Annotated in this window: 13 protein-coding genes, 4 tRNA genes, 3 rRNA genes and 1 pseudogene; 18 read left to right on the top strand and 3 right to left on the bottom strand. The window is 37.2% G+C overall.

Going from position 1 to position 24,558, the window contains the following annotated elements; all coding sequences use genetic code 11:
* Positions 1-39: 39 nt before the first annotated feature.
* The 8 genes from D4A81_RS07600 to D4A81_RS07565 all read left to right on the top strand — a co-directional run bounded on the left by D4A81_RS07600 (position 40) and on the right by D4A81_RS07565 (position 7,942).
* Positions 40-1,491: an acyl-CoA carboxylase subunit beta gene (locus D4A81_RS07600; protein ID WP_111524667.1), complete on the top strand. Its 1,452-nt coding sequence runs from the start codon at positions 40-42 to the stop codon at positions 1,489-1,491.
* A 9-nt stretch (positions 1,492-1,500) separates the two neighbouring features.
* Entirely contained in the window at positions 1,501-2,232 is a 732-nt protein-coding gene (locus D4A81_RS07595) for an OadG family protein (protein ID WP_111524666.1), read from the top strand.
* Between the two features lie 11 nt (positions 2,233-2,243).
* Positions 2,244-2,609, top strand: coding sequence for a biotin/lipoyl-containing protein (locus D4A81_RS07590; protein ID WP_111524665.1), 366 nt, complete (start codon positions 2,244-2,246; stop codon positions 2,607-2,609).
* Between the two features lie 18 nt (positions 2,610-2,627).
* On the top strand, positions 2,628-3,779 hold the full coding sequence (locus tag D4A81_RS07585; protein ID WP_111524664.1) for a sodium ion-translocating decarboxylase subunit beta: 1,152 nt from the start codon (positions 2,628-2,630) through the stop codon (positions 3,777-3,779).
* 9 nt (positions 3,780-3,788) lie between these two features.
* Positions 3,789-5,204 (top strand): oxaloacetate decarboxylase subunit alpha, encoded by a 1,416-nt coding sequence (locus tag D4A81_RS07580; RefSeq protein WP_111524663.1) that lies wholly within the window; start codon positions 3,789-3,791, stop codon positions 5,202-5,204.
* Positions 5,205-5,321: 117 nt separating this feature from the next.
* Complete coding sequence (locus tag D4A81_RS07575) at positions 5,322-6,662, top strand: TrkH family potassium uptake protein (protein ID WP_111524662.1); 1,341 nt, start codon at positions 5,322-5,324, stop codon at positions 6,660-6,662.
* A 19-nt stretch (positions 6,663-6,681) separates the two neighbouring features.
* Positions 6,682-7,371 carry a potassium channel family protein gene (locus tag D4A81_RS07570; RefSeq protein WP_111524661.1) on the top strand — a complete coding sequence of 230 codons (690 nt, stop codon included), beginning with the start codon at positions 6,682-6,684 and terminating at the stop codon, positions 7,369-7,371.
* On the top strand, positions 7,361-7,942 hold the full coding sequence (locus tag D4A81_RS07565; RefSeq protein WP_111524660.1) for a GNAT family N-acetyltransferase: 582 nt from the start codon (positions 7,361-7,363) through the stop codon (positions 7,940-7,942). The genes D4A81_RS07570 and D4A81_RS07565 overlap by 11 nt, the downstream gene beginning before the upstream one ends.
* A 352-nt stretch (positions 7,943-8,294) precedes the next feature.
* Here D4A81_RS07565 and D4A81_RS07555 read toward each other — a convergent pair whose 3' ends face one another.
* Together D4A81_RS07555 and D4A81_RS13635 are read right to left on the bottom strand one after the other, a co-directional pair.
* On the bottom strand, positions 8,295-10,049 hold the full coding sequence (locus D4A81_RS07555; protein WP_119808274.1) for an IS1182 family transposase: 1,755 nt from the start codon (positions 10,047-10,049) through the stop codon (positions 8,295-8,297).
* Positions 10,050-10,197: 148 nt separating this feature from the next.
* A complete protein-coding gene (locus tag D4A81_RS13635) occupies positions 10,198-12,882 on the bottom strand; it encodes a S8 family serine peptidase (protein ID WP_111526089.1) in 2,685 nt (894 codons plus the stop codon).
* Positions 12,883-13,490: 608 nt separating this feature from the next.
* On the opposite strand from D4A81_RS13635, the gene D4A81_RS07545 reads away from it, so the two are divergent.
* A complete protein-coding gene (locus tag D4A81_RS07545; protein ID WP_111526088.1) occupies positions 13,491-14,006 on the top strand; it encodes a hypothetical protein in 516 nt (171 codons plus the stop codon).
* A gap of 79 nt (positions 14,007-14,085) precedes the next feature.
* Complete coding sequence (locus tag D4A81_RS07540; protein ID WP_111526087.1) at positions 14,086-15,111, top strand: transglutaminase domain-containing protein; 1,026 nt, start codon at positions 14,086-14,088, stop codon at positions 15,109-15,111.
* A gap of 237 nt (positions 15,112-15,348) precedes the next feature.
* Here D4A81_RS07540 and D4A81_RS07535 read toward each other — a convergent pair.
* Positions 15,349-15,552, bottom strand: a pseudogene (locus D4A81_RS07535) (ISNCY family transposase); the annotation flags it as partial.
* Positions 15,553-16,134: 582 nt separating this feature from the next.
* Here D4A81_RS07535 and D4A81_RS07530 point away from each other — a divergent pair.
* From D4A81_RS07530 to D4A81_RS07490, 8 genes are all read left to right on the top strand, one after another.
* Positions 16,135-17,776, top strand: a 16S ribosomal RNA gene (locus D4A81_RS07530).
* 67 nt (positions 17,777-17,843) lie between these two features.
* Positions 17,844-17,961: ribosomal RNA gene (rrf, locus tag D4A81_RS07525) — 5S ribosomal RNA — on the top strand.
* 245 nt (positions 17,962-18,206) lie between these two features.
* Positions 18,207-18,280 (top strand) — tRNA-Ile (locus tag D4A81_RS07515).
* Between the two features lie 431 nt (positions 18,281-18,711).
* Positions 18,712-21,600, top strand: a 23S ribosomal RNA gene (locus D4A81_RS07510).
* The 16S, 23S and 5S rRNA genes sit together here with 4 tRNA genes alongside, the layout of an rRNA operon.
* A 198-nt stretch (positions 21,601-21,798) precedes the next feature.
* Positions 21,799-21,871, top strand: a tRNA-Asn gene (locus D4A81_RS07505).
* A 21-nt stretch (positions 21,872-21,892) separates the two neighbouring features.
* A tRNA-Cys gene (locus D4A81_RS07500) sits at positions 21,893-21,963 on the top strand.
* A 21-nt stretch (positions 21,964-21,984) separates the two neighbouring features.
* A tRNA-Leu gene (locus D4A81_RS07495) sits at positions 21,985-22,068 on the top strand.
* A gap of 261 nt (positions 22,069-22,329) precedes the next feature.
* On the top strand, positions 22,330-24,519 hold the full coding sequence (locus tag D4A81_RS07490) for a C40 family peptidase (RefSeq protein WP_119808270.1): 2,190 nt from the start codon (positions 22,330-22,332) through the stop codon (positions 24,517-24,519).
* The last annotated feature ends 39 nt before the right edge of the window (positions 24,520-24,558 follow it).

Raw genomic sequence — 24,558 nt, 5'->3', positions numbered from 1 at the left:
TTGACCAAAACAACTTATTAATTATACGGAGGTTTGTATATGGCTCAAATAGGAGTTTCTGCTATGAAACGAATTGAAGATTTGCTAGATATCGGAAGTTTTGTGGAAATTGGCTCATATATAAGTTCAAGGAACACAGATTTTAATCTATCTGACAAGGATACTCCAAAGGATGGTGTTTGGACAGGTTATGGTACGATTAATGACAGTCTGGTATATGTATATAGTCAAGACTCTTCAGTGCTTGGTGGCTCTATAGGAGAGATGCATGCTAAAAAAATAGTTGCATTATATGATATGGCAATGAAGATGGGGGCACCTGTAATTGGACTTATAGATTGTGCCGGTTTGAGACTGGAAGAGTCTTTTGATGCATTGGATGCCTTTGGAAAGATATATTTAGCACAGACAAAAGCAAGTGGTGTGATACCACAGATACAGGCAGTATTTGGTCTTAGTGGTGGCGGTATGGCAATCAGCAATGGACTGAGTGATTTCGTGTTTATGGAGCAAGATAAGGCAAAAGTTTTTGTTAATTCTCCAAATGCTATTGCAGGAAATTCACAGGACAAAAACGATTTTTCATCTGCAAAGTTTCAGTCAGAGTCAACAGCTCTTGTGGATTTTATAGGAACAGAGACAGAAATTATTTCCGGAATAAGAGAACTTATTTCAGTACTTCCTGCAAATAATGAAGATGATATGTCTTATATTGAGTGTAGTGACGATTTGAACAGAACTACACCTGAACTTATAGATAGAATAAGTGATCCGGCACTTGCAATGAATACAATTTCAGACAGCGGATATGTGCTTGAGGTAAAGAAAAATTACGCAAGAGAGATGTTTACCGGATTTATAAGATTAAATGGTAATACTGTAGGAGTTGTAGCAAATAGAAGAGTTCTATATGATGAAAAGGGTGAGATCGCACAGGAGTTTGAGAATGTTCTATCTCATCAGGGAAGTGATAAGGCAGCCGGGTTTATAGAATTTTGTGATGCATTCAATATTCCAATGCTTACATTGGTAGATGTAAAGGGATATAGAGCTACAAAATGTAGTGAAAAGAGAATGCCTAAATCCGGTGCAGGACTTACATTTGCATATGCCAATGCAACAGTACCTAAAGTAAGTCTTATAGTCGGTGATGCTTATGGAAGTGCAGCACTTTCAATGAATTCAAAATCAATAGGTGCAGATATAGTATTTGCATGGGAAAGTGCAAAAATGGGTATGATGAATGCAAGTGAGGCTGTAAAGATAATTTATTCCAAGGAAATAGATTCGAGCGAGGATATAAAGTCGACTCTTGATGAAAAGATAAAAGAGTATGAGAACCTCCAAAATTCTGTTGTATATGCTGCAAGAAGAGGATATGTAGATGATATTATTACAGTAGCAGATACAAGAAAGAGATTGATAGCTGCATTTGAAATGCTTTTTACAAAGAAAGAAGATCGTCCATATAAGAAGCATGGAACAATTTAGAGGTGAAACATGAAAAAGAGAATAAAGTATTTATATTTATGTCTATTTGTGTTCATCATAATGGCACTTTGTGCATGTGGAAAAAAAGTTCCGGAAGATATTTCGAGTATGCTTACTTCAGATGCTGAGAGTTTTTTACATGAACTCTATAAGATGGATGAGGGCGAATTAATTCAGGAAAGTATGAATGCACAGCAGTATGGTCAGCCTGTAATTGCTGAGGGAATCAACAGTTTTATAACAACCAAAGAATCAGTAGGTGATTTGGTAAGTATTGATAAAATTGCTACAGCATATGAAGATGGAAATTATGTTGTTAAATTATATTATTCGGGAACATTAGGAAAAGCTGAGTTTGCAATAGGAATAAGTGAAGAAACAAATAATTTAGTGGCTGTATCTTTTTTACCAAGATATTCATTAGCAGAGAAAATGGAGAAGGCTGCACTTAATACAATTTTGGGAATGGGAACAGTATTTATAATACTTATTTTTATATCATTCCTTATAAGCTTGTTTAAATATATAAGTGTGTTTGAAAACAAGTTAAAATCTAAGAAAAATGCAAAGCCGGTGGTTAATGATATTGTAGAGAATAGTGAGCCGCAAAATACTGAAAACCATGAAAGCCTTGTTGATGACTTAGAACTTATTGCAGTGATTACTGCGGCTATAGCAGAGTTTAGTAATACAGATGCGTCAAATCTTATTGTTCGTTCAATAAAGAGAGTTAAAAGATAGTGGAGGGAAAAATGAAAAATTATACTATTACAGTAAATGGTAAGTCATATGAGGTTTCTGTTGAAGAAAGAGGTGGATCAAGTACACCTGTGGTATCTGCAGCACAGACACCAGTGGTACCGGTTGCAAAGCCGGCGGCATCTGCTACAAGTGGAAGCGAGGGCAGAGTAAAAATAGTAGCACCTATGAGCGGAAAGATCCTTGGAATAAAAGTTAGCCCTAATCAGGCGGTGAAAAAGGGTGAAGTTGTAGCTGTGTTAGAGGCTATGAAGATGGAAAATGATATAGTAGCACTTGAGGACGGTATAATTGCAAGTATAAATGTAAATGTTGGAGACAGTGTTGAAACTAATCAAACTCTTGTAACAATCAACTAATATCCGGAGGGAGAAAAAATGGATTATATATTAAATACATTATCCAATTTGATTGCTCAGACTGCATTCTTGAATCTTACCTTTGGTAATTTGATAATGATTTTTGTCGCCTTTATATTCCTATATTTGGCAATAAAAAAAGGTTTTGAGCCACTTTTGCTGGTTCCAATTGCTTTTGGTATGTTACTCGTAAATATCTATCCTGATATAATGTTAAGGCCTGAGAATTCCGGAAATGGTGTGGGAGGTTTGCTTCACTATTTCTATGTATTGGATGAATGGAGTATATTGCCATCACTTATATTTATGGGTGTAGGTGCACAGACTGACTTCGGTCCGCTTATAGCAAATCCGAAATCTTTCTTACTTGGTGCAGCGGCACAGTTTGGAATTTATGCAGCTTATTTTATAGCAATACTTATGGGCTTTAATGATAAGGCAGCAGCTGCCATATCAATTATAGGTGGTGCTGACGGTCCTACTTCAATCTTCCTTGCCGGTAAGCTTGGACAGACTGAATATCTTGGACCTATAGCTGTAGCTGCATATTCATATATGGCTTTGGTTCCTATTATACAGCCACCTATTATGAAATTCTTTACAACAGATGAAGAGAAGAGAATCAAGATGGAACAGCTTCGTCCTGTATCACAGCTTGAGAAGATACTTTTCCCTATAATAGTTACAGTTGTAGTATGTCTTATACTTCCTACTACAGCACCTTTAGTAGGTATGTTGATGCTTGGAAATCTTTTCAAAGAGAGTGGGGTCGTAAAGCAGCTTACAGAAACAGCAGCAAATGCAATGATGTATATCGTTGTTATTTTACTTGGAACCAGTGTAGGCGCTACTACAAGTGCAGAGGCTTTCCTAAAAGTTACAACTTTAAAGATAGTAGCTCTTGGACTTATAGCTTTCGCTTTCGGTACCTGGGCAGGTGTAATATTTGGTAAGATAATGTGTAAGTTTACCGGTGGTAAGGTAAATCCGCTTATCGGATCAGCAGGTGTATCGGCAGTACCAATGGCAGCCAGAGTTTCACAAAAGGTTGGTGCGGAGTATGATCCTACAAACTTCCTTTTGATGCATGCTATGGGACCTAATGTGGCAGGTGTTATAGGTACAGCTGTAGCGGCGGGAACCTTTATGGCAATATTTGGAATAGTATAAGGAGGGATTATGGCAGATATTAAGAAAAAGCCTGTTCAGATAGTTGAGACTGTGCTCCGTGATGCACATCAGTCTTTGGTTGCTACAAGAATGACTACAGAACAGATGCTTCCTATAATAGATAAAATGGATAAAGTAGGCTACAGAGCTGTTGAATGTTGGGGTGGTGCCACATTTGATGCTTCACTTAGGTTCTTACATGAAGATCCATGGGAGAGACTTCGTAAGTTTAAAGATGGATTCAAAAATACTAAGCTTCAGATGCTCTTTAGAGGACAGAATATCCTAGGATACAATCATTATGCAGATGATGTTGTAGAGTACTTTGTTCAAAAGTCAGTTGCAAATGGTATTGATATAATTCGTATTTTTGATGCATTAAATGATATTAGAAACTTAAAGACAGCTGTTAATGCGGCTAATAAAGAGAAGAATGCGGAAGTTCAAATAGCTCTTTGCTATACATTGGGTGATGCATATACACTTGATTATTGGAAAGATATTGCAAAGAGAATAGAGGATATGGGTGCTGATTCTCTTTGCGTAAAGGATATGGCAGGACTTTTGACACCATATGCTGCAGAGGAACTTATTGGAAGTCTTAAGGGATCTACAAAGTTACCTATAGAGCTTCATACTCACTATACAGCAGGTGTTGCTTCTATGACTCTTTTAAAGGCGGTAGAGTCAGGATGTGATATAATTGATACAGCTATTTCACCGCTTGCACTTGGAACTTCACAGCCTGCAACAGAAGTAATGGTAGAGACTTTTAGAGGAACACCATATGATACAGGTCTTGATATCAATTTACTTTCTGAGATAGCAGACTACTTCCAGCCTATAAGAGAAGGATTTATAAAGAGTGGATTACTTAATCCTAAAGTGCTTGGAGTAAATATCAATACTTTGAAATATCAGGTACCGGGAGGAATGCTTTCAAATCTTATTAATCAGCTTAAAGAGGCAGGTAAGGAAGATAAGTACAGAGAAGTTTTGGAGGAGATTCCAAGAGTTAGAAAGGATTTTGGTGAGCCGCCACTTGTTACACCTTCATCACAGATTGTAGGTACACAGGCGGTTATGAATGTACTCTCAGGTGAGAGATATAAGTTGGTTCCAAAGGAATCAAAGAAGATAATGCTTGGAGAATTCGGTCAGACTATAAAGCCTTTTAATGCAGAGGTACAAAAGAAGATAATAGGTGATGAGAAGCCTATTACATGTAGACCTGCAGATCTTATTCCACCACAGCTTCCTGAGTTCGAGAAGCAGGTTGCAAAGTGGAAAGAGCAGGATGAAGATGTGCTCACATATGCACTTTTCCCAAAGGTAGCTGAGGAGTTCTTTGAGTACAGAGCTGCACAAAAGACAAAAGTGGATATGACTAAGGCAGATAAGGCTGCCGGAGCATATCCGGTATAATTTTATATAAGTATTCATTTGGGCTGTCGCTTAATAAATATAATATGAGAAAATATAGTATCTACTATATTGTGCGATATTTATTTTGTTGCGACAGCTCTTTTATATAAGAGAGTTATGAAAGAATTAAAGAGAAAGATATTAAAGCAGTTTAGTAGTGCTAGAATCATTCTGTTCGGATTTATAATTATGATTTTTTTTGGTGCTATTATTCTAAGTATGCCAATTTCATCAAGGAGTAGAGAGTTTACTCCATTTATAGATGCATTATTCACTGCTACAAGTGCAAGTTGTGTTACAGGTCTTATAGTATATGATACAGCTACACATTGGTCATTGTTTGGAAAGATAATAATAATAGCTATGATACAATGTGGAGGACTGGGTGTTGTAACTATGATAACTATTTTTATTCAGTTTGCAGGTAAAAAAATAGGACTTAGAGATAGGGCTACATTACAAAGTGCCTTATCGGCACCTCAAATAGGAGGTATTGTAAGATTTACAAGTTTTATATTTAAAGCTACAATTATTATAGAGATAATTGGTGCAGTTCTGATGTTTCCTACCTTTTTTAAAGATTTTGGATTGTCAAAGGGTATATATTATTCCATATTTCATTCTATATCGGCATTTTGCAATGCTGGATTTGATTTAATGGGAGATATCAGCAAGTTTTCTTCACTTACAAAATATCAGTCAAATATAATGATAAATATAACTATAATGTTTTTGATACTGGTGGGAGGACTTGGATTTTTAATCTGGCAGGATTTGTTGAAATATAAAATTGACATAGTCAGATACTCTACTCAAACTAAGATTGTATTAACTATGAGTGCAATTTTAGTGGTATTTCCAACAATACTGTTTTTCTTTACAGAGTTTAGAAGCTTAGATTTTAAGACAGGATTGTTGTCAAGTGCATTTCAAGCAGTTACTCCAAGAACGGCAGGATTTAATACTATTGACTACACAAAGTTTAGTGACAATGGTATAGCATTGACTATTATTTTGATGTTAATAGGTGGAGGCTCAGGCTCTACTGCCGGTGGTATAAAAATGAGTACAATTTTTATTTTGTTTGCTACAATGTGTTCTGTATTAAAACAAGACAAAGAAGTGGCTGTATTTAAGAAAAGAATAGAGCCGGATATAATAAAAAATGCAGCTGCGGTGTTTGTTCTGGATATGGCTTTATTTATAGTAGGTTCAATGCTTATAAGCTACATAGAGGGATTTTCATTGAAAGAAACAATGTTTGAATGTGCATCTGCAGTGGCAACTGTAGGCTTGACTTTGGGTATTACTCCACATCTTAAAATTGTGTCAAAGCTTTTGCTGATATGTATGATGTATATTGGAAGAGTTGGTGGTATAACACTTATATTTGCAGCAGTTGCTCCTAAGAATAATGGAAATGCAAGATATCCTAAGGATCAGGTGGCAGTTGGATAGATTTTAGAAAAGGTGAATTATGAAAAGTTTTTTGGTAATAGGAGTGGGACGATTTGGTCGTCATTTGTGCAAGAAATTATTTGAACTCGGATATGATGTAATGGCTGTGGATAGAAATGAAGACTGTATAGAGCAGGTATTACCATATACTTTAAATTCAATGATAGGAGACAGTACGAAGACTGACTTTATAAAATCAATTGGAGTAAGCAATTTTGATGTATGCTTTGTAGCTATAGGCGATGATTTTCAAACTTCACTTGAAACAACCTCCCTACTTAGTGAGTGTGGTGCAAAATATGTTGTATCCAGAGCATCCAGAGATACACAAGCAAAATTTCTTTTAAGAAATGGGGCAAATGAGGTGGTTTACCCGGAGAGACAGTTAGCTGAATGGACTGCAATAAGATATAGTTCAAATAATATTTCAAATTATATAGAATTACCGGGTGAAAATTCTATATTTGAATGTAAGGTACCTAAAAATTGGGAAGGCAAAACTATATTGGATCTGGATATAAGAAAGAAATACAAAGTAAATATAATGGCAATAAAAAAAGGTGATAATTGGTATATGACTATTACTCCTAAAATAAAATTTGAAAAAGACCAGGATATATTGGTATATGGAGCAAATAAGTATTTAGAAAAATTCTTGGATTTTGATTCCATAAATTTTACGACAGAAGAAGAGGAAGATGAAGAATAGGGAGATTTCTGTTAGGTTTGCAAATAAGCATGATGCAAAGAGGCTACTTGATATATATGCATATTATGTAAAGGAAACTGCGATATCCTTTGAGACAGAGGTGCCAAGTGTGGAAGAGTTCAAATCAAGAATGGAAGATATATTAAAAAACTATCCATATATTGTGGCTTGCTATAATGACGAAATACTTGGTTATGCATATTTGCATCCATTTGTGGGAAGAAAGGCATATGATCTTAGTGCAGAGACTACTATATATTTGAATCCAAACAAGAAACATATGGGCATAGGTAAGAAACTATATACTGTACTTGAAGATATTGCAAGAGTTCAAAATATTACCAATCTTTACTCATGTATAGGGTATGTGGATGAAGATGATGAGTATTTGAACAATAACAGTGCAAAATTTCATGAACATATGGGATATAGAATGGTGGGGAAGTTTATAAATTGTGGACATAAATTCGGTAGATGGTATCATATGGTTTGGATGGAGAAGGTAATAGGTGAGCATAAGGAGATTAGAGAATTTCTAAGATTTGTGGATATAGAGTATACATTTAATTAAGAGCTGGTATGTGTAAAATTTTTATGAAGTTATGTTTGTACGTAAATGATATACTTTGTGGACTATTCTATACTGAAAGATACAAGGCATAAATACTTATTACTCATATTGATATAAGTTATCATTAAAGTAAATTATATTTATGCCTGTTATTTTTTAAATTTAAATTGCCTATTAAAGGAGCTGTCGGGAAATAAGTAATTTTAATCCCTACAGAACTAAATAGAAATATCCTGACAAATACAAGGCATTTTGGCTTTGTGACTTTGTCAGGATATTTTGTTTTTCTATTATACTGTCTATTTTTGGGCATAAAACCCCCTTAGCTGAAATTTTGCTTTTGCATTTTTTACTATGCTGTTTTCTCCTGTAGTTTTCCTTCAAATTTCTTTAGTTTTGCGTAGAGAAAACGATGATATTTGTTTATATTTCTTCCTATCGCAAAAAGCATAAATTCTTTATATACCTTATCTGAAGAACGATAGTTAAAGCGTCGGAAATCTTCATTCTCTTTAATATCTCCAAAATGACCTTCCGTTTGAATAGACCGTGTCTGTCGTTTCAGAATACCTTTTTCACTCTGTATGTTAGCATGTGATTTCTCTCGAAGCTCTTCCCATACTTCATTGATCTTCATCACTTTGTTCTTATCAACATCTTTATCAGGATTATATTTGTATAAGCATTTAGACTTATGTTCACATCCACTACAGTCTGAACATCCATATACTTCATATGTTTGTGTATAACCATTCTGTTTTTTCTTTTCTGTGTTGATATGTCTAAGTTCACGACCGTCATGACAGATATAGACTTGCTCATCTTCAAATACCATTGTCTTCATGTTGTAGTATTTACCTATATCTTTACTGTATGCTCTTGTTTTTCGTTTTTCATGATCCTGTAGTTTTATATAACTATCTATCTTATTTTCTTTTAGATATAAGAGATTTTTCTCACTACAATAACCGCTGTCTGCCGTCACTTCTTCAAGTACTTCTCCGAATGCTTCCTTATGCTTTTCAAGGATCGGAATTAATGTATTATAATCTGTACGATCATTACTTACATAACTATGTACAATAAAATAATTCTCTACCGCTATCTGTACATTGTATGCAGGCTTTAGCTGCCCATTAAGCATATGATCTTCCTTCATTCGCATAAAGGTTGCTTCCAAATCAGTTTTGGAATAGCTGTTTCTATCTTTCCCCATAATCTCAAAACATTCTTTATAGTGTATTAATCGCTGTCCACAATGTTCAAGTTCTTCATAGAGTTGTTGAAGCTTTGGCTTTCTCTTACCCTTTCCGTTAACAAATACAATACCTTCTCCGTCAGAAATAGTCATAAGGTTTTTCTGAAGCTTAAGTATTTCAAGAGGCGAGCAGTTATCAATCTCTATAATACGGTTATTAGATAGCTTTTTATGTTTCGTAATCTTTCTTTTTCTGTTCTTTTCAATAATATCTCTAACTCTATCAATTCCGTCAATCACAAACATTTGTGCATTTCCAAGCTCGTACTTTTCACCAAATCCATTATCTTGTAAAAAAGAATTATAGTCTGAATAAAGCTTATCAATAGAATCCAGCAGACCTGCAAGATGATAATTAATACTTCCACGCCATACAAAAGTATAACGATTAGCATTAGCTTCTATTTTTGTTCCATCAATAAACAATTCTTTTAATGTAACAAATCCTTCCTTTTGTAATCGTCTCATAAACTGATAGTTTAAGTCATCCAAAATATCTGAAGTAAGTTTCTTACTTTTAAATTCATAAAAAGCATCTCTTTTAGGCTTCCTCCCTTGAGTAAGCCAGATAAAAGCAATATCTCTTTCACATAAATCCACAATACGATCAATAGAGCGTATTCCACGCATATTTGCATAAGTAATAACTGCATACATCATGATCGGGTTGTACCCTGTTCTTCCCTTGTCCGAACAATTGGCTAACAGTCCGGAAAAATCTAAATCCTCCATAACTTTTTTTAGGGTATAGACTGGATCGTCATCGGGTAAACTCAATTCATAGAAGCTAAAGTTGATTTTCTGTTGACCTATTTCAAAAAAGTCGTTATAATAATTAACTGTGAGCATAGTTACATTATAACATGTAACGGAGAAAGATGGTTATCGTTAGCCATCTTTTTTTATGTAAAAACTTAGGGAGGTGTGACTCGTTTTGAGTCACACCTCCCTCTTTTATGGATGCCATTTCCCGACAGCCCCATTATTGAAATGAATTTTAAAAAGGTGATGAGGGATGCTTGCTTGGTGTAGGATCAGCTAATATACTGTCCTCAGTACCGGTAATATCGAGTACACCTGATCTGGATTTAAATTTCCAATTATAAGTACCGGGTTCTATACCATCAAACTGAAATTTACCGGAATTGTCAGTTCTTATAGTAAACTGATAAATATCATCCATATATATATCAATATTTTTTATAGAGAGTGATTGTCCAAAGTCTATACTTACAGGTACTAAATTAGTGATATCTATTTGTTCAATAGAATCAATAATAGCATCACTTACCTCCGAAGCATCATCTATACTTAAAAAGTTTCCTCCAGTATCTTCCGAAATCTCTCTAAAGAAATCAGATGCCTCATCACTGGCATTTGTACCTATTGAATACACATTTATAAGATCTTTATCTATAAAATCTGTAACTCTTGTATCAGATTCATCATAGTCAAGTGCAATATCAGATGCATATAATGCAGCTGAAACATCTTGATAGGTATAACCTGTCTCAGGTTCAGGATCAAGTGGAGCAGCATCACCCAAAATTATAATAACTTTCTTAGCATCTTCTCTCCAATCTAATTTTGAGGATTCTATTAGTGCAGAATAAACAGTTTCTTCATTATCACCACCATTGCCCAAATCAAGGCTATATATTGAATTTTTTATTTGCTCATTATTATTAGTAAAAGATAGCTGGACCTTATAGGGGTAATCATAAGAGTACCCTGTTCTACTTGAGTAATCACGATAATCTATTAGTGCCACTCGATAGTCTGAAGTTTTCTGTGATAAAACATCCAGAATATTTGACATATTTTCCTTAGCATTATCAATATCATCATCCATAGATCCTGTAGTATCAACGACAAAGCATACATCTAATCCTTTTTTAGAAGAAGAAGTAGTTCCTGTAGGAGCTTTTTTTATAATTTTGTCCGGAATGGCTTTATTTGTGCCTGCCAGTGCATTTACAACAGCCATCTTTGCATTGAGCAATCCACTATGTCCTCCATTATAATAATATGTTCCGTTTGTAGATTGAATAAGGATATTTTTAACATCTGGACCACTAATACCAGGATTACAAGCAAAAACTAGTCCGGCTACACCTGAAACATGTGGGGTTGCCATAGATGTTCCGCTATCTAAGCCGTATCCTTTATTTTTACAACTATATATATCTTCTCCGGGTGCTACTATATCTACTCTATTTCCAACATTTGAAAAATAAGAGTATTTATAAATAGTATTTGTAGTGGTTGATTTTTCATTGTTAATGCCTATTGATCCAACAACAATAATACGTTCTTTTACAGCAGGAGTACTCATCATGTTTAAAAAGTTATTATATAGGGCAAGTGCATTACCGGTATCTACTTGTATATCAGATGCTGTTTTAACTGTATCATCTTCTTTCTCACGATAGCCATAAGGTTCACTGTCATTTTTATAGTAATATAGATGATTATTATTGCCGGCTGCAACACAAATAACAAAATCACTTTTACCCTCAGCCTCTCTTTTAGAGATCAATCTTGATAGAGCTTTATCTGCAAAGTTTGCCTGTTCAGTCAGGTAATTGATTGCATTTTGATTTCCACGACTGGCTGCAAATCCTATTAATCTAGATGTGTTTTGGCTAATATTTATAACTTGAACATCTTGGTCAATAAGTAATTTGAGGGATTGAAGATAGGTAAAATCAGTATTAAAGCCAAATGATACTTTTCCATTATTAACATAATACGAACGGCTATAATATAATCTACCTTTGTTGCCCATAACACCGGAAACTCCTGTATCTTTGTTCCATGAAAATAATTTATTCCATAGATATGAAAAGAAAGAAAAAAAGCCTGTATACTTGTTACTCATATTTTTATCAGTCCATTCAGTTTCGGCATTCATAATTCCGGAAACATGGCTTCCATGGTCATGTGGCTGAATATCAAAAGAATTAATACTCGTAGAGTTAGTCTTTTTATCTATAAAAATATTGCTTGAATTATCAAACATATTTTGCAGATCAGGATGTGAAGTATTTGGGAAAGCATCTATTAGACCAATATTAATGGTACTCGCCTCATCCAAATATGCCCATGCACCTGGAGCATCAATAGCTTCCATTCCCCAATTCGCACCTCTAGGTATAGAAGTATTCCAAGAATCTCTATTCCATGTATCTTTGGGATATACCGGTTCTCTAAATTCAGAAGAGGTGTCCTCTTCAGTATCAGATTCATCTAAAGATACAATATTATAATAAGCATCATCAACTAATGCATTTTGCTTAAGTGCTTCTATTTTTGTATTTATATCTTCATATGACATAGGTTCACTATAAATAAACCTATAAATACCAATATCTGACATAGCTTCATCAATAGTGGCACCTTGCTCTATTGCAAGATTTCTTATATCATCTATTTGTGCGTCTTCTTTAGAAACGATTATTATCTCATCATTTACATATATTATACCATTTTCTTCATTAAATTCTACATACTCATTTTCCTTAGTTATAGATGCAATTTTTTCATTAAATGTTGGTTCATTTGAATCTTTATATGCTTGAGTAATTAAGAAAATACCTAAAAGGAAAATAATAAGGAATATAAAAGACACAGCAATTCCAACAGCAATTCCAAAATTATTTTTTTTAACGGATTTATTCATGTTCTCCCTCACTTTAACTAGTTTAGTAGTGTTAAATATAGAATAGTTAAAAAAAATATACTCTATATATTACACTTAATAAAAAGCAATATTAAATAGAAAAGCAATTTCTGTTATCCTCCCTCCTATAAATACTTTTTAATATAACTTGTATAGATTCTATTTAATGTGCTTATGTAAATACTGTAAAATATTATGCTTATATTGTAAAATTGAACTGTCTATTTTTTAAATAAAGATTCAAATTAACTTAAAAAAAACATAATATTTTAATGTGTTTTCAATATATACTTTTACATTGTATTTGTCAATATAATGTAAAAGTATATTGGAGTTGGAATGTTATGAAAAAATAGGTAGAAGCATAGTACTTGATATTGATGTTGCAATATTATGAAGGAAGTAGAAGTATTAAAATATTATCAAGGAATATAGTATCAATAATATAGTAAGAGTAGATTTTGGCAGAGAAAAATAGCATGACTTGCTATAGTATCTTCTAAATGCTTATAGACTAATAAAAGAACAATAAATCTATTTAAAAATGCTCTAGAAGAAATAAGATTACAACGGAGTTTCTATCAAATATAAAAGGTTGTGGACCGCTAATGGCTGCAAACATCATTGCATATCTTGATCCGTATAAGGCAAGACATACATCTGCATTTTTTAAATATGCAGGTTTAGATGTTGTAATATCAACTAATAAAGACGGTGAACCGTTAACCGATGATGAAGGCAATTTGCTCACTCATGGCAGATCAAGAAGCGATACAGAAGAATATGAATACATCAATAAAGCAGGTGAAACAGCAACAAAGAAAGGACTTACCTACAACCCTATTCTAAAATCAAAGTTGATAGGCGTATTAGCATCATGTATAATAAAAGCAAAAGACCCAAAGTATAGCAAAATATACTATGACTACAAACTACGCATACAAAATACACCAAAACATGCAAATAAATCAAAGGGACATCAAAATAGTATGGCACTCAGATACATGATAAAATCATTACTGGGTGACTTATGGACATGCTGGAGAACAAAAGAAAATCTACCTGTAACGCCACCATACGCTGTTTCTAAGTTAGACATGAATCCTCACGGATTCAATTATTAAACTCGAAAAAAGTCCGCAAAAATTATAATTTTTACGGACTTTTTTTTAGAAAAGAAAAAAAGAAAGGATACAAATAAAAATGAAAAAATTTATAATAACAGCACTTACTATAAGTGCTATTTTAACAGGTTGTAGGTATGTAAATACAACACCAACTACAGCAACTGAAGTGGTTACACAAACAACTAAAGCGGCTGATGTAAAAAGAGCACCATCAGACAATGATATAATAAAAAATGCAACAACAGAAGTTAAACCAAACTCATGGTTTAGAAGCGGTAACTACACTTACTATATGAGGGAAAACGGACAACTGGCAAAAAATACACAAGTAACATCTGATAAAAACATTGCTACAAGAAAGTTTGTTGATGATCACGGCAGACTTTTAACCATAGATGATTTTAAAGAACTCGAACAATACTACATCGAGTTAATGAAAAATCATCAAGTCTTTATACCAAATGAAACATTCCTATCACTTGGATTAAATGCAAAGAATGTAAGTGACTTATGTGCAAACTACATCAATGAAACTGTAGGCTCTTGGATAGACGCCTCATATGACATTACACCTGACGGTCTAAAATTTTATGCTAGTAATACAGACAACAGTGTAAATGACTATAATGCCTATACTGAAGCTATGAACAAATTAAATTCATTGAACCTAAACTCACTAGATGATATAATAGATTACGGCTTTAACAATATAAATATTGATAAAACAAGTGCTAAAGAAACCGATAAGGCAACATATCCTAATCTATATGGTGCATTAGTAGAAAACAAAACCAATTGTGACGGATTTACACATTTTATGTACTGGGCATGCAAGAAAAACAATATACCTGTAAGACTTGTTGGAATCAGCCTTAAGTATCCTGACGGTAAAATAGGAAACCATGCACTAAATCAAATCTATGTAGACGGTGAGTGGAAATACTTTGACTTAATGTGGGAAAGTGAAGCAAGAGCATACAGAGACCAACCTATGTTTTTTACAGATATTGAAAAGTATTATAGTTATGATTTCATAAACGAAGATACCGGTATTAGACTTGTACCTAACAAAGCAGGTAGCCTTATCGAATACATAGACTAATTATTAAAGTATAAAAGAAAGGATAATAATATAAAAATCGTAGGATACTTAGGTGTACAAAGATACCCAAAAGGAAAAAATATATATGATAAAAATGGAAATATAAATGAGAATTATATATTTGCATTTGACCCAACTAATGCACTTTGAAGTACAAGGAACATATCGTCTGTAAAAGTACGTAACCCAAACATGGCATTAGTTGTTTAAGTAAGAAGATTAAGAAAAAAGTTAGAAAATATCAGGGCAGATAGTGGTAGCCGGCTTCTTACCTCTGTTACCATGAATAAAGAATGCTTTACCATCTTTAATATAACCCTGTATCATACGGTTTATATGCCTTTTGGTGCATCCTAGGATAAGAGCAGCTCTATCCTTATTAGCTGTATCGGGGTGATCTACCAGACCTTTGATAACATCATACTTTCTTTGTTCATCCATTGATAAAATAACCTTTCTGATAAGTCAGTTCCTCCTAGTGTTAGAATATACAAAATAGTATTCTACCATAAGTGGGACATTTTTATTTGTGGTATACTAGGACTTTATCATATATGGCTTATAAAGATGTAAATATTATTTTAATTTATATTGACTTTAATATTAATAGAATGTATAATCCATACATTGCTTTTTAGAGAGCTCCATTAAAATATCAAAATAACTTGAAAATAATTTAAAAAGTTGTTGACAAGAATTTAAGAAACTGATATTATGTCTGAGTTGCTCCAAAAGAGTGATGAAGTTCGAAAAAAACTTTTAAAACAATTTTAAAAAAACTGTTGACAAAGAAAAATGAACTTGATATAATAGCTAGGCTGTTTCAAACAGCGAAGTAATGAACCTTGATAATTTAAGATTAAACAGTACACACAACCCTGAAAATAACTTGATTATTTTAAAATAATCGATGAGATTTCAGTAAAAACAACGTTTAGATTCGAACAGAATTTAAAACCTTTAAAAAACAGTAGATCTGTGAAAACAGATGATGCAAGCTAGCGAGAAGGCTAGATTAAACTTTTATATGAGAGTTTGATCCTGGCTCAGGATGAACGCTGGCGGCGTGCTTAACACATGCAAGTCGAACGAAGCTATTAAAAGGAAGTTTTCGGATGGAATTTTAATAGACTTAGTGGCGGACGGGTGAGTAACGCGTGGATAACCTGCCTTATACAGGGGGATAACGGAGAGAAATTTCCGCTAAGACCGCATAAGACCACAGCACCGCATGGTGCAGGGGTAAAATATTTATAGGTATAAGATGGATCCGCGTCCGATTAGCTAGTTGGTGAGGTAGAGGCTCACCAAGGCGACGATCGGTAGCCGGCCTGAGAGGGTGAACGGCCACATTGGGACTGAGACACGGCCCAAACTCCTACGGGAGGCAGCAGTGGGGAATATTGGACAATGGGGGGAACCCTGATCCAGCGACGCCGCGTGAGTGAAGAAGTATTTCGGTATGTAAAGCTCTATCAGCAGGGAAGAAAATGACGGTACCTGACTAAGAAGCCCCGGCTAACTACGTGCCAGCAGCCGCGGTAATACGTAGGGGGCAAGCGTTATCCGGATTTACTGGGTGTAAAGGGAGCGCAGACGGCGATGCAAGTCTGAAGTGAAAGGCGTGGGCTCAACCCATGAACTGCTTTGGAAACTGTATAGCTTGAGTGTCGGAGAGGTAAGCGGAATTCCTAGTGTAGCGGTGAAATGCGTAGATATTAGGAGGAACACCGGAGGCGAAGGCGGCTTACTGGACGACAACTGACGTTGAGGCTCGAAGGCGTGGGGAGCAAACAGGATTAGATACCCTGGTAGTCCACGCAGTAAACGATGAATACTTGGTGTCGGGGAGGAAAACTCTTCGGTGCCGCAAGCTAACGCATTAAGTATTCCACCTGGGGAGTACGTTCGCAAGAATGAAACTCAAAGGAATTGACGGGGACCCGCACAAGCGGTGGAGCATGTGGTTTAATTCGAAGCAACGCGAAGAACCTTACCAAATCTTGACATACTCTTGAATAGCTTTGTAATGAAGCTAGCCCTTCGGGGCAAGGGATACAGGTGGTGCATGGTTGTCGTCAGCTCGTGTCGTGAGATGTTGGGTTAAGTCCCGCAACGAGCGCAACCCTTGTCGTCAGTAGCCAGCAGTAAGATGGGCACTCTGACGAGACAGCCGGAGATAATCCGGAGGAAGGTGGGGATGACGTCAAATCATCATGCCCCTTATGATTTGGGCTACACACGTGCTACAATGGCGTAAACAAAGTGAGGCAAAGCTGCGAAGCCAAGCAAATCACAAAAATAACGTCTCAGTTCGGATTGTAGTCTGCAACTCGACTATATGAAGCTGGAATCGCTAGTAATCGCAGATCAGAATGCTGCGGTGAATACGTTCCCGGGTCTTGTACACACCGCCCGTCACACCATGGGAGTCATCAATGCCCGAAGTCAGTGACCCAACCCACACTGGTAAACATAAAGCTGTGATAATGATACGAAGTAATAAACCGCTAGGTTTATGGATGAGTATCATTATATGATATAAAGAATAGCAGTAAGTTATGTTTAGCAGTGTGGGAGGGAGCTGCCGAAGGCAGGGAGGATAACTGGGGTGAAGTCGTAACAAGGTAGCCGTATCGGAAGGTGCGGCTGGATCACCTCCTTTCTAAGGAAAAAGTAGGGGTTGTGAGTACTGTTTAGTTTTACATTATCAATGTTAAGACTAAAAACTTAGCGGTGTCGATGCGTCTAGGGGACACACCCGTTCCCATTCCGAACACGATGGTTAAGACCTAGTCGGCCGATGGTACTATACTGGAGACGGTATGGGAGAGTAGGTGGATGCCGCTTTATTAAAAACATTTAGGAGGAGAACAAATGGGTGTACAATTTGGGGATTTGGTTAGACAATACCCATGGCATATAGTATGCGTTGTTTCTCTATTGTTTATTGTTGGTCAAGGGTTGATTATTTACTTAGCTAATAAGAATAATTGGTCACTAAGAATAAAACCAATTCAAATTCTTGTATTTATAATATTGTTTTTTTATTCATTGTACATGATATTTACAGGACAGAGTACGATGTAAAACATGGGCTTATAGCTCAGCCGGTTAGAGCGCACGCCTGATAAGCGTGAGGTCGGTGGTTCGAGTCCACTTAAGCCCATATACTTTCACTTGATGAGAGCAAGAAAAGTTTGACTGATATCAGTATTAATAGAATTATCGTATATAACAGAGATTACATCAGATATTCCTTTGGAGAGGATGAAAGGTGTTGAAGTTCGAATCTTCATATCTCACTGTTGAAGCGATAAGCTTTAACTAAATGTACCTTGAAAACTGCATACCAAACGAGAAATTATATAAATATTTTATAATTAGACATCCGAGGTATTAATTGCTTTAAGTAATTAATATTTTAATGCATTATTTACTTAATGAAAACGAGCGTAAGCTTGTTTCAGATTTTAGTAAATAAGTAGTTTTTCATACGAACAAAGTGAGTATGAAAAACACAAAAGTAATAAATTTTTAAACATAGTGTATGATACACGCTAGTGTCATACATAAACACTAAATCTAAATGATTTAAGAGGTTAAACATAAAGAGCGTAGGGTGGATGCCTAGGCACTGACAGCCGAAGAAAGACGTGACAAGCTGCGAAAAGCTGCGGGGAGAAGCACATATTCAGTGATCCGCAGATGTCTGAATGGGGAAACCCACTTGGAAGAACTCCAAGTATCTGTACGCCAATACATAACGTACAGAGGGGAACCCGGTGAACTGAAACATCTAAGTAGCCGGAGGAAAAGAAAACAAAAGTGATTGCGAAAGTAGCGGCGAGCGAAATCGTAAGAGCCCAAACCGTGGTGCGTGCACTGCGGGGTTGAGGACTGCGACATGAGTAAGATACATTACCTGAACCGTTTTGGAAAAGCGGGCCAAAGAGCGTGAGAGCCGTGTAAGGGAAAATGTATTTAATCTAGCAGTATCCAGAGTACCACGAGACACGAGAAACCTTGTGGGAAGCAGGGGGGACCACCCCCCAAGGCTAAATACTAGTCAGTGACCGATAGCGTATAGTACTGTGAAGGAAAGGTGAAAAGAACCCCGGGAGGGGAGTGAAAAAGAACCTGAAACCCTATGTTTACAAACTGTGGAACACCGAAAGGTGAACCGCGTACTTTTTGTAGAACGGTCCGGCGAGTTACATGTACAGGCGAGGTTAAGTATTAAAGATACGGAGCCGAAGGGAAACCAAGTCTTAATAGGGCGAATGTAGTCAGTATGTGTAGACCCGAAACCGGGTGATCTATCCATGTCCAGGTTGAAGTTCGCGTAAAAGTGAATGGAGGACCGAACGCACATCCGTTGAAAAGGGTGGCGATGAGGTGTGGATAGGGGAGAAATTCCAATCGAACCCGGAGATAGCTGGTTCTCCTCGAAATAGTTTTAGGACTAGCCTCGTTATTAGTCTACCGGAGGTAGAGCACTGAATTTTTGCGGGGGCGTCAAAGCCTACCAAGAGATATCAAACTCCGAATGCCGGATAGATGATTAACGGGAGTCAGACTACACGAGATAAGTTGGGTAGTCAAAAGGGAAAGAGCCCAGACCTACGGCTAAGGTCCCAAAGTGTGTGTTAAGTGGAAAAGGATGTGGGATTTCGAAGACAGCTAGGATGTTGGCTTAGAAGCAGCCATACATTAAAAGAGTGCGTAACAGCTCACTAGTCGAGAGGTCCTGCGCCGAAAATGTCCGGGGCTAAACACACCACCGAAGCCTAGGAATGTAATATATACATTGGTAGAGGAGCATTCTTAGAGGCGTAGAAGCCATACCGAAAGGAGTGGTGGAGTAATAAGAAGAGAGAATGCCGGAATGAGTAGCGAGAAAGAGGTGAGAATCCTCTTGGCCGAATATCTAAGGTTTCCTGAGTAAAGCTGATCTACTCAGGGTAAGTCGGGGCCTAAGGCAAGGTCGAAAGACGTAGTCGATGGATAACAGGTACAGATTCCTGTACTACATATAATCAGAACTGTGGGGACACGGAGACTAAAAACCGAACCCGGGAGGACAAAAACCGGGGCAAGCGAAGTACCTGTATGGGAGGAAAATCCACCATGCAAAGGGAAGACGTGATGCGTACCGAAAAATAGTAGGGAAGTCGGTTAGGGAGCCGTCAAGAAAAGCCGCTATTGTATTATATGTACCCGTACCGCAAACCGACACAGGTAGATGAGGAGAGAATCCTAAGGCCGGCGGGAGAAGCATTGTTAAGGAACTCGGCAAAATGACCCCGTAACTTCGGGAGAAGGGGTGCCACTAGAAATAGTGGTCGCAGAAAAAAGGCTCAAGCAACTGTTTAGCAAAAACACAGGTCTATGCGAAACCGCAAGGTGAAGTATATGGGCTGACGCCTGCCCGGTGCTGGAAGGTTAAGAGGAGAAGTCAGGAAACGAAGCTTTGAATTGAAGCCCCAGTAAACGGCGGCCGTAACTATAACGGTCCTAAGGTAGCGAAATTCCTTGTCGGGTAAGTTCCGACCCGCACGAAAGGCGTAATGATTTGAGCGCTGTCTCAACAATGCACCCGGTGAAATTGAAGTACCAGTGAAGATGCTGGTTACCTGCGCCAGGACGGAAAGACCCCATGGAGCTTTACTCCAGTTTGGTACTGGGATTCGGTAATACTCGTACAGGATAGGTGGGAGACGAAGAAGCATGGACGCCAGTTTATGCAGAGTCGCCGTTGGGATACCACCCCTGTATTGCTGGATTTCTAACCTGCATCCGTTATCCGGGTGGGGGACAATGCCAGACGGGGAGTTTGACTGGGGCGGTCGCCTCCGAAAGAGTATCGGAGGCGCTCGAAGGTTCCCTCAGAATGGTCGGAAACCATTCAAAGAGTGCAAAGGCAGAAGGGAGCTTGACTGCGACACCGACGGGTGGAGCAGGTACGAAAGTAGGACTTAGTGATCCGGTGGCATAAAGTGGGATTGCCATCGCTCAACGGATAAAAGCTACCCTGGGGATAACAGGCTTATCACTCCCAAGAGTTCACATCGACGGAGTGGTTTGGCACCTCGATGTCGGCTCATCGCATCCTGGGGCTGTAGCAGGTCCCAAGGGTTGGGCTGTTCGCCCATTAAAGCGGTACGCGAGCTGGGTTCAGAACGTCGTGAGACAGTTCGGTCCCTATCCGGCGTGGGCGTAAGATATTTGAGAGGAGCCGTCCTTAGTACGAGAGGACCGGGACGGACTGACCGCTGGTGTACCTGTTGGAGAGTAACTCCATGGCAGGGTAGCTATGTCGGGACGGGATAAACGCTGAAGGCATCTAAGCGTGAAGCCCACCTTAAGATGGGATATCTCATGTGAAAACAGTAAGACCCCTTGAAGACTACGAGGTAGATAGGGCCAAGATGTAAGTACAGCAATGTATTAAGTTGATGGTTACTAATAGGTCGAGGGTTTAACCAAAAGGATAGAAAATTTATAACATATAATCGGATACATCATTAAATCCGCAAGTGAATTTGAGATGTACTTTCTTACTAAAGCTCAAACGAAGTTTTTGCTAAGTAAGAAATGCAGTTTGGTAGGCAGTTTTGAAGGTACATTTTCTTCAAAAAATACTTGCATATTCATTAGGAATTTGTTATAATACGAAAGTATTTTGCCCTGATAGCTCAGTAGGTAGAGCATGCGGCTGTTAACCGCAGTGTCACAGGTTCGAGCCCTGTTCGGGGCGCTGTTTAGGAAACTAGACGACGGCGACATAGCCAAGCGGTAAGGCGTGGGTCTGCAACACCCTGATCACCAGTTCAAATCTGGTTGTCGCCTTGATTAGAAAATCTAATCCAAGCGGGAATGCTGGAATTGGCAGACAGGCAAGACTAAGGATCTTGTGTCTGTATAGACGTGAGGGTTCAAGTCCCTTTTCCCGCACTCAAAGAACAACTTAGGTTGTTCTTTTTTTAGATATATTAGATAGTTATATTAATATTTGAATGTAAAACTTAATAAAAAAATCGTGATAATTATAAAAAATGAAATATATTTACTGCAACATTTACAATATATACTTATAAACGTGAAAGTAATTAAAAGTTCAGTATATTGTAATAATTGTACTAGTGTAAATTAATTGTTCATTCAAAGAAAATTTGATATAATTTAAATACTCTAAAAAGAAAACAAGGAGTGCTCATGAAAAAGAAAATTTTAACATTAGCATCCACTCTAACCTTTGTTTCATTATATAGTTTTAGTGCTTATGCAGATATGGATTTGGAGACAAATAACGCAGTGTCAGGAATAGCAGTGGCTTTGAATAATTATAAAGCAAGCTCCATATCTCCACAGACAGCTCTAGGCGAGTCGCTAAAGACAGCAACAACTAATACAATAGAGATAACAGGAATTGATGATGCAAGAACTAGGCTTGTAAATGATACGGTGAAATATGAAGCACCATCAGTACAGGATAAGCTAAAAGAAGAGATACTAAAAGAAGATATTGTAGTAGCAAACAATAAAAAAGATACTGTAGTTCATGCCAGTGCAAAAGAAACGGGAGCAGTTGTGGGAAGTATATCCTACAGTTCAGTTGCAACTGTTGTTGACTCTGAAGTAAATGAAACCGGTGAATGGCTTAAGATCAACTCAGGAAGTGTTGAAGGTTATGTAAAAGCTTCAGAAGTTGCCACCGGAGAAAAAGCAAAGAAGCTGGCAAAAGATGCTATTGTTACATACGCTACTGTTGTAGATATTGACAATGTTAGATTAAGAACATCTCCTGAGATAACAACAGAAACTCTTACTATGCTTAAAGGTGGAGGTAAATATGTTGTTGTAGGTCAGGATAACGATTTTGTAAAAGTCCAGGTAGATGATGATCTGACAGGATATATATACAAAGATTTTGTTAAAGCTGATTTATCATATAAGACTGCTAAGACAACAGAAGAGAGTACTATTGAGGCCTTAGAAAAGAAGAAGCTGGAAACAGAAGCTGAGGAAGCAATGGCTATCTATAAAAATATGGTAGTTGCAGATGATAAAAAGGATATGCAAAAATCTAAGGTTGTGGAAGAATCTACAAGTACCAAGAATACTCAAAAACCTACATCAGGTAGTGAAGAGCCGAAAACAATTAAATCTCCTGCTGCTGAAACAAGAGAGACTCCAGCAAGCAAGGAAGTAGATATTAAGGTTCCTGATACAACAACCGGAACATCAAAGGCTAAAGAGGAGAAAAAAGAAACTCCTAAGGAGACTAAGACAAAAGAAACAAGTAAGCCAACAGAGGCTACAGACAAGATTGATGTGAATTCAGAAACTGTTGAGCCGATAAAGGATACACAGGCGAAAAAAGAGCCTGAGACTATTAAGGCAATAGAGGATACTGAAACAGCTAAAGTTACAGTAGAAACGGTAAAAGCCCCTGAGTCTACAAAGGCAGCCGAAACAGTAAAAGCCCCTGAGTCTACAAAGGCAGCTGAAACGGTAAAAGCCCCTGAGTCTACAAAGGCAGCTGAAACGGTAAAAGCCCCTGAGTCTACAAAGGCAGCTGAAACGGTAAAAGCCCCTGAGTCTACAAAGGCAGCTGAAACGGTAAAAGCCCCTGAGTCTACAAAGGCAGCTGAAACGGTAAAAGCCCCTGAGTCTACAAAGGCAGCTGAAACGGTAAAAGCCCTTGAGTCTACAAAGGCAGCCGAAACAGTAAAAGCCCCTGAGTCTACAAAGGCAGCCGAAACAGTAAAAGAGCCTGAGAGTACAAAGGCAGCCGAAACAGTAAAAGAGCCAACAGAAGGAAGTACTCAGGATAAGCCGGTTGAAATAAGCATAGGAGATGCACCAACAGCTCCTTATGGACCGGGTGGTAGCAGTGAAAAGCCAAAGGAGACAGAGGCGCCGACTAAGCAAGCTCAAAAAGAGTCTTCTTCTGTAACCGGTGAGAATGGTGGACCCGGTGTTACTATGAAAGCTGAGACTACAGTGGCTACAACAGCAGCAACAAAAGCAGCTAAAGAAAAAGTATCCAGAACTGCATTAGTAGCTTATGCAAAACAGTTTGTTGGTAATCCATATGTTTTTGGTGGTACATCATTAACAAATGGTGCTGACTGTTCAGGTTTTGTAATGAGAGTATATGAGAAATTTGATATCAGTACAGGAAGAAATACAAAACAGCAGGCTAATAATAGTAGAGAGATAAGTATTGATGCTGTTCAACCTGGAGATTTGATATTCTATGGTAGCGGCGGTGAGATAAGCCATGTAGCTATATATATGGGCGATGGACGAGTTGTACATGCTGCAAATTCCAAATCTGGAATCATAACAAGCAGCATGACCTATCGTACTCCTATAAAGGCAGTAACATTTATAAAATAAACTTAATATAAGTGATCAAAATCAAAAAGAGTCGGGTTA

This window comes from Lachnoanaerobaculum umeaense, assembly GCF_003589745.1.
GTDB lineage: Bacteria > Bacillota > Clostridia > Lachnospirales > Lachnospiraceae > Lachnoanaerobaculum > Lachnoanaerobaculum umeaense.
Note: the sequence above shows the minus strand (reverse complement) of the source record. Positions and strands in the feature narration are given on the sequence as shown.

Excerpts from the sequence above, each read along its gene's own strand:
- D4A81_RS07600 (WP_111524667.1), top strand. The coding sequence starts at position 40 with ATGGCTCAAATAGGAGTTTCTGCTATGAAACGAATTGAAGATTTGCTA.
- D4A81_RS07595 (WP_111524666.1), top strand. The coding sequence starts at position 1,501 with ATGAAAAAGAGAATAAAGTATTTATATTTATGTCTATTTGTGTTCATC.
- D4A81_RS07590 (WP_111524665.1), top strand. The coding sequence starts at position 2,244 with ATGAAAAATTATACTATTACAGTAAATGGTAAGTCATATGAGGTTTCT.
- D4A81_RS07585 (WP_111524664.1), top strand. The coding sequence starts at position 2,628 with ATGGATTATATATTAAATACATTATCCAATTTGATTGCTCAGACTGCA.
- D4A81_RS07580 (WP_111524663.1), top strand. The coding sequence starts at position 3,789 with ATGGCAGATATTAAGAAAAAGCCTGTTCAGATAGTTGAGACTGTGCTC.
- D4A81_RS07575 (WP_111524662.1), top strand. The coding sequence starts at position 5,322 with ATGAAAGAATTAAAGAGAAAGATATTAAAGCAGTTTAGTAGTGCTAGA.
- D4A81_RS07570 (WP_111524661.1), top strand. The coding sequence starts at position 6,682 with ATGAAAAGTTTTTTGGTAATAGGAGTGGGACGATTTGGTCGTCATTTG.
- D4A81_RS07565 (WP_111524660.1), top strand. The coding sequence starts at position 7,361 with ATGAAGAATAGGGAGATTTCTGTTAGGTTTGCAAATAAGCATGATGCA.
- D4A81_RS07555 (WP_119808274.1), bottom strand. The coding sequence starts at position 10,049 with ATGCTCACAGTTAATTATTATAACGACTTTTTTGAAATAGGTCAACAG.
- D4A81_RS13635 (WP_111526089.1), bottom strand. The coding sequence starts at position 12,882 with ATGAATAAATCCGTTAAAAAAAATAATTTTGGAATTGCTGTTGGAATT.
- D4A81_RS07545 (WP_111526088.1), top strand. The coding sequence starts at position 13,491 with ATGGCTGCAAACATCATTGCATATCTTGATCCGTATAAGGCAAGACAT.
- D4A81_RS07540 (WP_111526087.1), top strand. The coding sequence starts at position 14,086 with ATGAAAAAATTTATAATAACAGCACTTACTATAAGTGCTATTTTAACA.
- D4A81_RS07490 (WP_119808270.1), top strand. The coding sequence starts at position 22,330 with ATGAAAAAGAAAATTTTAACATTAGCATCCACTCTAACCTTTGTTTCA.